Origin of the sequence: Bradyrhizobium sp. IAR9 (genome assembly GCF_013408065.1) — a bacterium.
Classification (GTDB): domain Bacteria; phylum Pseudomonadota; class Alphaproteobacteria; order Rhizobiales; family Xanthobacteraceae; genus Bradyrhizobium.
In genome coordinates, this window is sequence record NZ_JACBZW010000005.1 from 448,616 (window position 1) to 462,006 (window position 13,391).

Genomic DNA, 13,391 nt, shown 5'->3' on the forward strand with positions numbered 1-13,391 from the left:
GGCTCACCGTTTGCGCGCCTGAATTAACCAAGGTTCTCCATCCCGTGTCTTTTCCGGCCCTGACCCCGCCGCTCGCCCGCGCTTTGGCCGAGCGGAACTACGATTCGCCAACCCCCGTTCAGCTCGCCGTGCTCGCGGACGAAGCCGCCGGCCGCGACCTGCTGGTTTCGGCCCAGACCGGCTCCGGCAAGACCCTCGCTTATGGCCTCGCCATGGCCAAGGATCTGCTCGGCGATGCCGAGCGGTTCGAGCGGGCGGCGGCTCCGCTCGCCTTGATCGTGGCGCCGACCCGCGAGCTCGCGATGCAGGTTCAGCGCGAACTCGCCTGGATCTACCAGCATGCGGAGACGCGCGTCGTCTCCTGCGTCGGCGGCATGGATCCGCGTCGCGAGCAGCGCGAGCTCGCCGCGGGCGCTCACATCGTCGTCGGCACGCCCGGCCGGTTGTGCGATCATTTGCGCCGCGGCCGTCTCGACATCTCGGAATTGAAAGCGGTCGTCCTCGACGAGGCCGACGAGATGCTCAATCTCGGCTTTCGCGAGGACATGGAGTTCATCCTCGAGACCACGCCGGAGACGCGCCGCACCCTGCTGTTCTCGGCGACCTTTCCGCGCGGCATCGTCGCGCTCGCCAAGCAATATCAGCAGCAGGCGTTCCGGATCGAAGTCGCCGGCGACGAAGGCGGTCATGCCGATATCGAGTACCGCGCCATCCGGATCGCGCCCGCCGATGCCGAGCATGCGGTCGTCAACGTGCTGCGCTTCTACGAGGCGCCGAGCGCGCTGGTGTTTTGCAGCACGCGCGATCACGTCAGGCATTTGCAGGCGGCGCTCCTGGAGCGCGGCTTCTCCGTCGTCGCCCTGTCGGGAGAATTGACGCAGAACGAGCGGACCCTGGCGCTGCAGTCGCTGCGCGACGGACGGGCCCGCGTCTGCGTCGCCACCGACGTTGCCGCCCGCGGCATTGACCTGCCGAGCCTCGACCTCGTCATTCACGCCGACCTGCCCAACGACGCCGAGGTGATGCAGCACCGCTCGGGCCGAACCGGGCGCGCCGGACGCAAGGGGACAAGCGTCTTGCTGGTGCCACCCGCCCGCCGGCGTCGCGCGGAGCTGCTGCTCAATCTCGCAGGTGTCGACGCCGACTGGGGCACGGCGCCGCAGGCGGACGAAATCCGCAAGCTCGACCATGAGCGCATGAAGGACGTGTTGTTCACCGAGGAGACGACGGCGGACGATCTGGTGCTGGCGCAGGCGCTGCTGGCCGAGCGGTCGGCCGAGGATATCGCAGCCGCCCTGGCGCGGCTCTATCGCGCGCGGCTGCCGTCGCCCGAAGACATCCTCGATCCCGGCGAGCGCAGCGGCCGGCCGCGCGACGATCGCGGTCGCGATAAATTCCAGGATAGGGGCGACGGCGGCGACGATCGCGCCGGAAGGCCTCGATCGAAATCGGGAAAAGTATCGTCGAAGCACGGCATGTCGGAGACGAGCGTCTGGTTCCGCGCCGCGATCGGACGACGCAAGAATGCGGAGGCGCGCTGGCTGCTGCCGATGATCTGCCGCCGCGGCGGCATCGACAAGCGCGACATCGGCGCCATCAAGATCATGGACACCACGACCGAGTTCGAGATCTCCGAGCGGGTCGCGGAATCCTTCGCGGCCAAGGTCAAGCGTCCGGACAAGGAGGACAGCATCCGCATCGAACGGCTGGGGGAGGGCTCGCAGCAGCAGGCGCCTGCGGAGGAGCGGTCACACACGCGCGAGAGCCGCGACAGCGATCATCGTGAACGTCGCGACGATCGTCCGCGCGACAAGAGTGAATTTAAGCCACGCGGCAAGCCTCAAGGCGAGCGCGGGCCGAAATTCGGCGATGCTCCGTCTTTCGGCAAGAAGAAGCACAAGAACAAGCCGGGTCACGCAGAGCCGTCGGTCACGGCGTGGCCCGCGAAGGGCGCGCCTGGAAAGAAGCCGAAGAAGAAAAAGCATCGCGGCTGAACCGGCGCCGTTCAGCGCAGACGACAATGATGCCGCCGGGTTGCACCGGCGGCATCATCTGAAAAGTCAGGTGTGAGTTCAGCGGCCGCCGCCACCACCACCACCACCGCCTCCGCCGCCACCACCTCCGCCGCCGCCGGCATCGCGCATCGACGAGCTGTAGCGCGGATCAGTCTGCTTCATGTAGGTCGGCGAGGTATCGTTGGCGAGGCGCGCGACGGGGCGGCGTGCGCGGCCCGGGGTCGTCGACTCCGCAACGATGCCACAGCTTTCGAAGAAGCCGAACTGGCAACCATCGATTCGGTGTGGCGCCGCGTTGGCGCTGGTCGCGGCGAACGCGCTCGCTGCAACACATGTCATCAAAGCAATCTTCGACAAAGTGAGTTTCATGGATCTTCTCCAGCCTCGGTTCGGCGAGACCGGAACGGCTCGCACATCCCTTCGACGGAGCGCCACTTGACCCGGTTCGAGGGCGCGGCTTCACGCCCGCGTGAGCCGGCTGGCCGGCGAGGGACGACATTACACAGCGGTAAGGTCGCGCAGCATGTACGTCGCGCCTTCGCCATAGGATGCCAGCTTTGCGCGCAGTGCCGCGTCCGCCGTGACGGGCCGAAAGCCGAGACGTTGCCACAGCGGCCGCGTGGCGTAGACCGAGACCAGCGCGAGCGTTGCGATGCCTGCCGCACGCGCCAGCTGCTCGATCTCGGCAACATAGGAGCGCACGACACCGCCGCGAAAATCGGGCAGCACCGCGACGTCGTGCACGTAGAGGCAATCCGCATCGTCAGGCAATCGTGCGAGCAGGCCGTCGAGCGGCGGGATCCGGTGTTGCTTCCAGGGATGCGAAAGTCCGTAGCCGGCGATCTCGTCGCCCGTGATCAGCACGCGGCATCCGTCGGGATAGAGCCGCATCTTCTCCGCGAGCACCTCGGGGCTCTCAGGAAGAGCAGGATGAATCCGCGCCGCGATCGCGCTGATCGCGGGCAGGTCGGATGCGTGCGCGGGACGCCAATGCGGCTTGCTCATGTCTTTCCGTCGTTCCGTCTCGGTTGATCCAGTTTATTCCGCCGCGTCGGCGCGCGCAGTGAAAAATATCTTTGCCGCCATCTCAGGAATACGACGCCGCGTGCGGCGTCCTACCCATGCAAGCCAATTGCATGACAGGAGATATCATGACGTCCTCGATCCGCCTCGCGCTCTCGCTGGCACTCTCGCTCGCGATCGTTCCCGCCGCCTTCGCCGCACCCCCGACCAAGACCGGCAAGACCGACAAGGGCAACGTGCTCACCGATGGCAAGGGCATGACGCTCTACACCTTCGACAAGGACGCGGACGGCAAGTCCGCCTGCAACGGTCCATGCGCGACGAACTGGCCGGTGCTGAAGGCCGAGGCCAGCGATGCAGCGGGCGACGGCTACACCATCATCACGCGCGACGACGGCTCGAAACAGTGGGCCTACAAGGGCAAGCCGCTCTACACCTTCGCCAAGGACCAGAAGCCCGGCGACGTCACCGGCGACGGCTTCTTGAACGGCGCCTGGCATCTGGCGATGCCGTAACCGCGCATCGTGCGTCGGCTGTTGCTAGCGACAGCCGGCGCACTGACGTGCGGTCATCTCGGATATTCGAGCTGCATCGCGACGAAGTCGGCCGTGCGTGACCCGTAGCGCGCATCGATGGCATGCAGCGTCCGGTCCAGCGCTCGCGCCGGCGGCAAGTCGACGGTATCAGGCGGCGTCAGCGTTGCCGGCCAGCCGGCCGCGACGTTGTCCGGCAGGATGCGAAGACCGCCACGGCTGGTCTGCGGCTCTGCCGTGGCCGCGAAGGTGAGGGCGCGCGAGCGATAGGTGCGCGACCACGCATCAGCGACAAGCGCAAGCGACACCTCGTCGACATCAGGCGTCAGCGCGAGTCCGAGTTGCTCGCGGTTCCAGAATGCGAGCGTGTTGGCGATCGCCGTCAGCGCGAACGGGCGTGTGAACTGGAACGCCGCGCTGCGATGGCGCGCATTCCACTCCGCAAGACCGATGTCGCGGGCGACCGCCTCGGCCCTGGCGCGGCCGGCGATGGCCTCGACCAGGGTCAGGGCCATCGGCATGGACGCGGTGATGCCGGTCGTCGTCGCAACGCCGCGATCGACCACCAGCCTGCGGTCCGCGACGTAGCGGATCGCGGAATGCTTCTGCAGATCGCGCACCGAATACCAGTGCGTGGTGGCCTGCCGGCCGTCGAGGAGTCCCGTGTTGGCAACGACCTTGGCGCCGACGCAGACGCCGATGATGATCGCGCCCTTGCCGGCCTGGCTTTTGATCCATTGCAACGCCACGGCATCGTCTTCGCGGCTCATCGCGGGCACGATCACGTAATCGGCGCCGTCGGGATGCGCCGCGTCGAACTCGGCGATGGTCGCATGCGGCTGCACTTTTAGCGCGGGATAGAGCGTGACGGGTCCGGGCTGCGTCGCCAATGTGAGGACGTCGGCGACATCGGCGCGCGCGAGGATGCCGTACGGCATCAGATAGTCGGTCGTCTCGCTCATGTCGTTGATGCCGACGATGGCGATCAGCGGGCGTTTGCGCTTCGGCGGCTTCAGCGCCGCAAGCGTCGCTTCGGTCTCGTCCTTGGATATCGCAGGGGCGGCTCCCTGAGCCGGCGCGCCTGGCAGCAGGAACAGCCAGCTTCCGCCGATCGCCGCCAGCAGCGCCACGCAGCCGAGGCCGCTCAACGCCAGAACGCGCCATGTCATGATGATGTCACCCGAACCTCGTTGCTTCACGCGAGGCGGAACCTAACCCTTGGCGACGACATCAGGAATGACGCAGATCCGGCAAAAACGGCCATCCGCATGCGCGTGATTTGTCGGGCGGCGGAGACTATCTCAGCCCCTCATACACCATCAGCCCGCGTGCGATCTGCAATTTGCGGATCGCGCGCGGCAGCAGCTTCTCCGGCTGGTGCAGATAGCGCCAGGAGGTGAGGGTGAAGGTTGAGAGCGCGCCGCATTCGTCGTCGAACGGTGCGAGCACGCCTGTCACGCTCACCGGCGTGTGCGGGCGGGCGTTGAAGGGCAGCAGCAACAGCTCGAGATAGGCCTTGCTGCCGTCCTCGCGCGCGGCCGTGATGCCGGCGATCGCACCTAACGCCTCGTCGGCGACGATGGTTGTGATCTCCTCGATCTCGCCGCGGCTCGCGGCCGTGAACAGCGCTGCAAAGCTCTGGTCCTTGAGGTCGCATCCCGCGAGAGCACAGACGCGTGTGCCGGCGACGCGGAAGGGAAAGCCGAGATTGGGCTCGCAGGAGAGGACAAAAATGTCGCCGAGCAGGCCGCGGACCGCGGCCGGATCGATGTCGGCCCTGTCGGGAGCCCGTGCGGCGCCGCGCTTCTTGTCCCAATACGCGAAGAACGCGCGGCTCGACGGATGTTTCATGTCTGAACGCTTATCCCGGGGTGCAACCTCGAAGGGACAAAGCTGTCCCGCTTCAGTGCACCCGCGATCCCTTGTGATGTTGTGCAGGAGGGGATTTGCAGCGTCCATGCCGGGAGGGCGTTTTCGCCCTCGTTAAGGCGGTCTTTGCGTTGTTAACGTTAAATTAACTATGGCCTTTGCCCCTCGCGCGGCGCTGCTATGGTGATCGCAGTCGCAAGCCTCGCCGCTTTCATCCAGGTTCTCGGCGGGGCCTGTACACAGGGCGTCAAACAGTTTGGTCACGGGCCGCGGGGAGGGGTGGGGATACACCTTCATTCCTCCGGCACCGGAAGGCCGACACGGACAGGCAGGGCTTCCCAGGGCCCTGCCTTTTCCTTTTGTGCACTTGCGCAAGGCCGGCAAAGGCGACTATCTCCAAACGGATCGTTCCGATCGCGCCTGAAAGCGAAGCTGCCTTGGATTCCCCGCACGATTCTCCGCCGCAGGATTCTCAGCCCGGCCTGCCGGCCGCCCATGAGGAGGCTCCGCGCGAGCCGGTCCTGACGCTGCCTTTGGCGCTGACCGCCTATATCGTCCTGCTGGCGGTGATCCATCTGCGGGTGCTGCTGCCGCCGGAGCTCGAGAACTGGACCATCGACGTCTTCGGCTTCATCCCCAAGCGCTACGATTCCTCGCTGCTGAACTTGCAGATCCCGGGCGGCGCCGGCGCCAAGGTCTGGACCTTCGTCACCTATTCGCTGCTGCACGCCAATCTGACCCACCTCGGCTTCAACGTGCTCTGGCTCTTGCCGTTCGGCAGCGCGCTGGCGCGGCGCTTCGGCGCGGTCAGGTTCTTCCTGTTTCTGGCGGTGACGGCGGCGGCCGGCGCGCTCGCCCATCTCGTCACCCATGAGCATGCGGTGGCGCCGATGATCGGCGCCTCGGCCTCGGTGTCGGGCGCGATGGCAGCCGCGATCCGCTTCGCGTTCGTCCGCGGCAGCTTCCTGTCGTTCAACCGGTCGGACGCCGATACCGCAGCAAAGGTTCCGGCGCTGCCGCTGTCGCGCGCGCTGCGCGACGGACGGGTGGTCGGCTTCCTCGCCGTGTGGTTCGGCGTCAACATCATCTTCGGCGTCGGTGCGATCGGCATCGATTCCGAAACCACGAGCGTGGCCTGGCAGGCGCATATCGGCGGCTTCTTCGCCGGCCTGCTGCTGTTTGCGCTGTTCGATCCCGTGCCGCGCGTGCGAAACGATGCTGCGGATGCGTCATCACAGGACGTTTCAGACCGTATTTGAAGCAGCGCTTGCGGTGCGGCCCGAATTCATCCATCATTTGCCGGAAGAATGTTCCGAAGCTGCAAGCCGCTAGCGGCGATGCTTCGCAAAGCGCCTGAGCCTGCAACCGGCGCTGAAACTGTTAGTTGAAGACTCGAAGAACAAGTCCGGGCCGCCAAAGGCGGAACGGGTCCGATTCAGGGAGGCAACAATGACGGTACGTTCCATTCTCAACACCAAGGGCCACCAGATCGTGAGCGTCGAGCCCGACGCGAAGCTGGCTGCCGCGGTCAAGTTGCTCGGTGAGAAGAAGATCGGCGCGGTGCTGGTGATGAACCAGAGCCGGCTCGAGGGCATCCTGTCGGAGCGCGACATCGTCCGCGTGATCGGCGAGCGCGGCGCCGGCGCGCTGGAGGAGCCGGTCGCTCAGGTCATGACCCGCAAGGTCGTGACCTGCAAGGAGACCGACACGGTCGCCGAGCTCATGGAGATGATGACGTCGGGCAAGTTCCGCCATCTGCCGGTGACCGACAACGGCAAGGTGGTCGGCCTGATCTCGATCGGCGACATCGTCAAGCGCCGGGTCCAGGAATACGAGTCCGAGCAGGAAGCCCTGCGCGACTACATCAAGACGGCCTGATCAGGTCTGCTCGCCGGCTTTCGGCGCGGTGCCTTCCGGCGCCGGCGCCAGCACATGGATTGCCTCCTGGATCGACTCCAGCGCGCGCTCCGCGGCGCGGGTGCCATGAGCGATCAGGTCCTCGGAGCGGTGGAAGTCGAACCAGCCGAACTGGCCGACCCGCGGCGTGATCAACAGATCCGGCGGATCGCCGGCAAGGCGGGCGCGGGTGATGCGATCCTGCATGATGTTGAAGGCATCCACCATCACCGAGGAGATGCCGGGCCGGCCATTACCTCCAAAGAACTCGCGCTTCATCGTCCTCTCGGGCGAGAACAGGCGCGGGAAGCGCCGCTTGGCCGTCGGCTCCTCCGCCTCCGGAGCGACCGGGGCGGGCAGCGCGCCGTGCGAATAGATCGTCGTGGAATGGGTGAAGATGTCGCTGGAAAGATTTGCGGCGATGACGATTTCGGCGCCGAGCGCGCGGGCGGCTGAGACCGGCACCGGGTTCACCAGCGCGCCGTCGACCAGCCAGCGGTCGCCGATCAGGACGGGCGAGAAGATGCCGGGCAGGGCGTAGGACGCACGCATCGCATCGACGACGCGGCCGCGTGTCAGCCAGATCTCGTGGCCGGTGCGGACCTCGGTCGCGACGCTTGCGAACTTGATGGGCAGGTCCTCGATCAGGGTCTGTCCGACCGCATTCACGAGGCGGGTCGCCAGCTTCTCGCCGCCGAGCAGGCCGGAGCCGTTGAGGCGGATGTCGAGATAGCCGAGGATGTTGCGCATCCCTTGCAGGCTGCGCCCCCACTCTTCGAACGTCTCGAGCCGGCCGGCCGCATGCAGGCCACCGACCACGGCGCCGATGGAGGTGCCGACCACGACGTCGGGCACGATGCCGTTGGCAATCAGGGTCCTGAGGATTCCGATATGGGCAAAGCCGCGCGCCGCGCCGCCACCGAGGGCGAGGCCGATGACCGGCCGGCGGGTGGGGCCAAGGCCAATCTTCTCGCCGTTCGAGCCGTTCGCGCCACGCCCCTTCAAGATGTCTAGCACCGAAACTCTCCTACGCCGGGGCCTGCACCGTCAGACTAGGCACCGCATTTGCGCTTCGCCATATCAGGCGCGAAGCATGGTTTATGCCGCTTTGGAAAGGGCACGGGGCAGGAGTATGGCGAGGGACGGTTGCCTCTGGTGTAATCACGCAGGCGTCAACCAGGTTCCACCGATCTGCACGGGCCCGTATTTCCAGGGGTATCAGAGGCTTGAATTTGCCGCGTTTTCGGTGAAAAGCAGGGGGCATGACACGCGGGGGTGACGGCATCATCGGATGGCGGCGCAGCGGCAGGCTGCTGCCGGCGCTGATCCTTGGCGCGTGCCTCGTTACCTCAGGCCAAAACGCTGCGCAGGCGCAGCTTTTCTCCGATCGTCCGCCGCCGGTCCCACCGGCTTCGGTGCCCGAGCCCGGCGGCGCCGTCAGCCTGGCGCCGCCCTCCGGGCCGGGCGCCGGCCCGCCGAGCCTGCCGCCGACCCTGATGCAGCCGGCAACCCCGAGCATGCCGCCGCCCGCGGTCACGACCGTGCCGCCGGCCGCCCCGCTCAATGCGGCCGTGCCCGGACAGGGCGTGCTGTCGCTGACCGCGAAATACGGCAAGGATTCTCCGGCGATCACCAGCGGCCTGGTGTGGCGCGTGTTTGCCGACCGTCCCGACGAGAACGGCACCTTCAAGCTGATCCGCGAGGACCGCAGCGCCACGCCCAACATCGTGCTGCCGCCGGGCAATTACGTCGTGCACGTCGCCTTCGGCCTCGTCAGCGCGGTGCGCACCGTCAGCCTGAAGGCCGAGACCGATCGTGAGTCCTTCGTGCTGCCGGCTGGGGGCCTGCGGATCGAGGGCCGGGTCGGCACCAGCCGCATTCCCCAGAACCAAATCTCGTTCGCGATCTACAAGGGCAGCCAGTTCGAATCCGGCGAGCGCGCCTCCTTGGTGCCGAACGTCGCCGCCGGCGACGTCGTGCTGCTGCCGGAGGGCACCTACTACATCATCTCCAACTATGGCGACGCCAATTCGGTGGTGCGCTCCGACATCCGCGTCCAGGCCAGCAAGCTCACCGACGTCACCATCACCCACCGTGCTGCCGTGATCACCCTCAAGCTGGTCAGCGACAGGGGCGGCGAGGCGCTCGCCAACACCGCCTGGTCGGTGCTGACCCCGGGCGGCGACGTCATCAAGGAATCGATCGGCGCCTTCCCGCGCGTCGTGCTCTCCGAAGGCGAATACCGCGCCATCGCCAAGAACGAGGGCAAGGTCTACGAGCGCGGATTCAACGTCGTCAACGGCGTCGACGGCGAGGTCGAAGTCGTCGCGCGCTAAGGCCATCGCGCGCTAAGGCCGGGCGGCAATGCCGCCTGCAACCTGACACCGACCTGACGCTCGCACGGAAATTCTCATCGAGCGCACCAGCGTGCATCTCCTGTTACCGTCGCATCCGTCGTGGGGACTGGTGAGCAAATGCTCATCCCCATCAACCCCTGTGTTCTGCTTTGAATACTGCAAGCGCCGCCGGATTGCCTCCTGGGGCCAAGGCGAACACCGCTGGCGAAAGCTTATTCCCGCACCCCCGCCGTCGTCATCCCAGCGGTGCAAGAGACGAATTTCCGATCATCAATTTTATTCTCTTTCCACTCGGCTGGGTTATATGTCGGACATCCGTTTGATGGGGGAGGCCGGAGCAGGGGCTTGGATGCCTTTGCGAGACCGGCAAGGAGCAGGGGACCAAGCTCGTCGGCATGTTCGAAGTGATCCTCACCAGGCGCAAGCGGTTTGGCTGGCGATGGCAGGTGTGCGACCAGTCCGGCAAGATCTTTGCCGATGGTTTCGAGCGCACCCGGCCGTCCGCCAAATATCATGGCGAGCGCGCGTTGTTCTTCCTGTTGTCGCAGGCCTACTTGCGCAACCGCTCCGCCGCGTCCAGCGAGGACTAGCGGCGCGCACAGCTCCGTAGCCCGGATGGAGCGCAGCGTAATCCGGGGCCTTCGTGCTCTTAGCGAGAATCCCGGATTGCGCTGCCCTCATCCGGGCCACAAGCTCCACCTCAGACATCGACGACCAACTTGCCCTTGGCGGCGTGATCCCTGATCAGCGCATAGGCCTCGTCGACGCTCTCCAGCGTAAAACGCCTGGCGTCGAGCAGCGGCACGAGCTTGCCGGTCTCGGCGAGGCGCGTGGCTTGCGCCATGATCTCTCCATGATGCGCGCGGCCTTCGCCCGACAGCAGCGGCAGCAGCGTGAACACGCCTGAATAGGTGGCCGCCCGGAATGACAGCGGCGCAAGCGCATGCGTGCCCCAGCCGAGCGCGCTCACCACATGGCCGAAGCGGCGCACTGCTTCGAAGGAAGCGTCGAGCACCTTGCCGCCTACGGTGTCGTAGACGATGTCGAAGCCGCGGCCGCCGGTATGCTGCGTCACGTAGGTTTCGACCGAGCTGCCGCGGTCGATGAAGACGGCGCCGAAACCTTCGATGGTGGCGCGCTGCGACGGCGAGCCGGTTGCGAACACATCCGCTCCGACGGCGCGCGCGATCTGGATCGCGACATGACCGACGCCGCCCGCACCGCCATGAATCAATACCGTCTGGCCCGCCTTCAACGCCGCCCGGTCGATCAGGCCTTCCCAGGCCGTGATGACGATCAGCGGCAGGGCGGCAGCCTCCCGCATGCTGAGATTGACAGGCTTCGGCGCGAGGAGATCGGCATCGACCGCGGCGAATTCGGCCAGCGATCCCTGTACGCCGCCGACACCACCGGTCATGCCGTAGACCTCGTCGCCCGGCTTGAACCGCGTCACCTCGCGCCCGGCCAGTTCGACCACGCCGGCGAGATCGATCCCTGGAATCGCCGGCAGCGGATGGCGCGCATGCGCCGCGGCGCCCGCCTGGATCTTGGTGTCGAGCGGATTGACCCCGCTCGCCCGCACCCGCACCAGCACGTCGTGCGGGCCGATCTCGGGCGTGGAGATGGTTGAGACGCGCAAGGGAGCGTTGTGGGTCTCCAGGACGCCGGCGCGCATCGTCGATTGTCTCGTCATGATCGTCTTGCTCCGTGATCGGCTCAATATGCCCATGAAATTTTGCATGAGAAGGATCAAGGCTGTACGCTTGTCATACATTTTTGTATGGCGGGAAATCCTGATGGACTGGAGCGATCTACGCATCTTCCTGGCAATCGCGCGCGAAGGCACGCTCGGCGCTGCCGCACGAAAAATCGGCCAGACCCAGCCGACGATGGGCCGGCGGCTTCGCGCGCTCGAGACATCGTTGGGCCAGACCCTGTTCCAGCGCACCGCCGATGGCCTGGTGCTGACCGACGAGGGCGCCGCCGTGCTCCGCCATGCCGAGCGGATCGAGGACGAGGCGCTCGCACTGGAGCGTCATGTATCCGGCGCGGAGACGCAGCTCGACGGCCTGCTGCGCCTGTCGTCGTCGGACTGGTTCGGGACGGTGATGCTGTCGCCGGTGATCGCCGCGTTCGGCAAGCGTCACCCCAAGGTGACGGTGGAGCTCCTGACCGATGCGCGGCTCTACAGCCTGCCGCGGCGTGAAGCCGATCTCGTCTTCCGCATCAAGCCGTTCAGCGAGCCCGAGGTGATCTCCAGAAAGCTGCTGCACATTCCCTACGCGCTCTACGGCAAGAAGGGCAGCAAGCCGCCGCGCGCCGGCGGCGCTGTCCGCGTCGTGACGATGAATGCCGAGTTCGCCGACATGCCGGACGCCGTTTGGCTGAAGCGCGCACTGCCGAATGCAGCAATCGCCTCGCGCAGCAACAACAGGCAGGTGCAGGCCGAGCTTTGCGCCAGCGGTGACGGCTTTGCCGTGCTGCCGCGTCCGCTCGGCGACCGCGACCGCCGTCTGGTCGCGCTCGACGTCGGAACGGCGCCGCCCGGCCGCGACACCTATGTCGGTTATCACCGCGATCTCAGGCGCCTCGCCCGTCTGCGCGCGCTGCTCGATATCGTGATCGAGAGGCTGGCGGGGTGAGGCTTCGTAGCCCGGATGGAGCGAAGCGTAATCCGGGGCGCTCGTGCCTCGTAGCAGGACTCCCCGGATTACGCTGCGCTCCATCCGGGCTACAAGATCTTGCGCTGCCCGGCGGGCAAAACACGCGAGCCCTGGGTCAATCACGCGTGCCAAAAATATTCCACTTTACCGAAATTCGGAAATCACGTATGTGTCGCCTCAACCCGGCCCAAGGAAGAGGGGCGTATCGCGATCGTCACGAACGCGGGCCGGGCGGCGGTGGACGCAGGTGACATCGGCGCGAACAGCTTCGCAGGGCGGGTAACCGTGAGCGAAGACCTCGCGCACACGACCGGTGTGATCGGCGTACGGCAAAATCGTGTGGTCCTGACGCCCGGGGTCTGTGCGTCAAGTGTTGCGGTGATGGGTGTCGTCCAACCGGACACATCCGTCAGCCAGCCGCAAGGCGACGGGGGCAATAGTGCAACGCTCCCCGGGGAGAGCACGACATAAGCCGTAAGCCCACTGCGCAGGGAAGGCCGGATGTCCTGGCTACACCTGTATGCCGCTGTGCAACTTCTTGTCACGCAGGTTTCGCACAGTGGACCGCGGGTGCCAGCGGGCGCCCGGCCTTCCCTGCGCCCTCTTTCAATTATGAGGGTGAAGAGATCAAGCAAAGCTCGGGCGAGATGCGCCGCGAGGATGTGAAGGTGTGTCTCCACGTCGAGAGCGAATACGGAATGCTGCCGCAAGCTCTATCCATCACCGTCACCCTGAGGTGCGCGCGCTGCGGCGCGACAGCGACGCAGAGCAAGCCTCGAAGGGCGACGGCCCGGCTGCATCAGCTCGGCCGTTCATCCTTCGAGGCTCGGCATGCGATGCGTTCGCATCGCACGCCTCGCACCTCAGGATGACGGATTAAATATGGCCACTGCGGAAGGATTCTGGATTGCTTCGGCCTTCGCCAAGGCTTCGGCGGACAAGTCGCTGCGCTCGCAGTGACGATGTTGACGCAGTGGTGCGCCAAGCTCCGCTCTCGTGCCCCGGACGCTGCGCAGCGCCTCTTCGGCGGTGCGC

General features: G+C 66.2%; 13 protein-coding genes. 7 read left to right on the forward strand and 6 right to left on the reverse strand.

Annotated elements, in window-relative coordinates; translation table 11 throughout:
• Positions 1-44 precede the first annotated feature (44 nt).
• Positions 45-1,994, forward strand: coding sequence for a DEAD/DEAH box helicase (locus tag GGD67_RS16940; protein WP_179734328.1), 1,950 nt, complete (start codon positions 45-47; stop codon positions 1,992-1,994).
• A 78-nt stretch (positions 1,995-2,072) separates the two neighbouring features.
• On the opposite strand, the gene GGD67_RS16945 is transcribed toward GGD67_RS16940, so the two are convergent.
• Both GGD67_RS16945 and GGD67_RS16950 read right to left on the reverse strand, forming a co-directional pair.
• Complete coding sequence (locus tag GGD67_RS16945) at positions 2,073-2,384, reverse strand: hypothetical protein (RefSeq protein ID WP_092259263.1); 312 nt, start codon at positions 2,382-2,384, stop codon at positions 2,073-2,075.
• A 129-nt stretch (positions 2,385-2,513) separates the two neighbouring features.
• Positions 2,514-3,020 carry a GNAT family N-acetyltransferase gene (locus GGD67_RS16950; protein WP_179734330.1) on the reverse strand — a complete coding sequence of 169 codons (507 nt, stop codon included), beginning with the start codon at positions 3,018-3,020 and terminating at the stop codon, positions 2,514-2,516.
• Between the two features lie 146 nt (positions 3,021-3,166).
• On the opposite strand from GGD67_RS16950, the gene GGD67_RS16955 reads away from it, so the two are divergent.
• Positions 3,167-3,553, forward strand: coding sequence for a hypothetical protein (locus tag GGD67_RS16955; RefSeq protein ID WP_177237232.1), 387 nt, complete (start codon positions 3,167-3,169; stop codon positions 3,551-3,553).
• 53 nt (positions 3,554-3,606) lie between these two features.
• On the opposite strand, the gene GGD67_RS16960 is transcribed toward GGD67_RS16955, so the two are convergent.
• Entirely contained in the window at positions 3,607-4,740 is a 1,134-nt protein-coding gene (locus tag GGD67_RS16960; protein WP_179734332.1) for a DJ-1/PfpI family protein, read from the reverse strand.
• Positions 4,741-4,867: 127 nt separating this feature from the next.
• The gene (locus GGD67_RS16965) at positions 4,868-5,422 is read right to left on the reverse strand and encodes a PAS domain-containing protein (RefSeq protein WP_018322140.1); all 555 of its coding nucleotides are present in this window, start codon (positions 5,420-5,422) and stop codon (positions 4,868-4,870) included.
• Between the two features lie 455 nt (positions 5,423-5,877).
• Here GGD67_RS16965 and GGD67_RS16970 point away from each other — a divergent pair, with 455 nt between their 5' ends.
• Positions 5,878-6,699 (forward strand): rhomboid family intramembrane serine protease, encoded by an 822-nt coding sequence (locus GGD67_RS16970; RefSeq protein ID WP_179734334.1) that lies wholly within the window; start codon positions 5,878-5,880, stop codon positions 6,697-6,699.
• Between the two features lie 190 nt (positions 6,700-6,889).
• Entirely contained in the window at positions 6,890-7,318 is a 429-nt protein-coding gene (locus GGD67_RS16975; RefSeq protein WP_179734336.1) for a CBS domain-containing protein, read from the forward strand.
• On the opposite strand, the gene GGD67_RS16980 is transcribed toward GGD67_RS16975, so the two are convergent.
• Complete coding sequence (locus GGD67_RS16980) at positions 7,319-8,353, reverse strand: patatin-like phospholipase family protein (protein WP_018322143.1); 1,035 nt, start codon at positions 8,351-8,353, stop codon at positions 7,319-7,321.
• A gap of 245 nt (positions 8,354-8,598) precedes the next feature.
• On the opposite strand from GGD67_RS16980, the gene GGD67_RS16985 reads away from it, so the two are divergent.
• Together GGD67_RS16985 and GGD67_RS16990 are read left to right on the forward strand one after the other, a co-directional pair.
• Positions 8,599-9,672 (forward strand): hypothetical protein, encoded by a 1,074-nt coding sequence (locus tag GGD67_RS16985; RefSeq protein ID WP_018322144.1) that lies wholly within the window; start codon positions 8,599-8,601, stop codon positions 9,670-9,672.
• 416 nt (positions 9,673-10,088) lie between these two features.
• Positions 10,089-10,283, forward strand: a complete 195-nt coding sequence (locus GGD67_RS16990) for a hypothetical protein (RefSeq protein ID WP_018322145.1) — start codon at positions 10,089-10,091, stop codon at positions 10,281-10,283.
• A 110-nt stretch (positions 10,284-10,393) separates the two neighbouring features.
• On the opposite strand, the gene GGD67_RS16995 is transcribed toward GGD67_RS16990, so the two are convergent.
• Entirely contained in the window at positions 10,394-11,386 is a 993-nt protein-coding gene (locus GGD67_RS16995) for a zinc-dependent alcohol dehydrogenase family protein (RefSeq protein WP_210286497.1), read from the reverse strand.
• A gap of 103 nt (positions 11,387-11,489) precedes the next feature.
• Here GGD67_RS16995 and GGD67_RS17000 point away from each other — a divergent pair, with 103 nt between their 5' ends.
• Positions 11,490-12,335, forward strand: a complete 846-nt coding sequence (locus GGD67_RS17000) for a LysR family transcriptional regulator (RefSeq protein WP_179734338.1) — start codon at positions 11,490-11,492, stop codon at positions 12,333-12,335.
• The last annotated feature ends 1,056 nt before the right edge of the window (positions 12,336-13,391 follow it).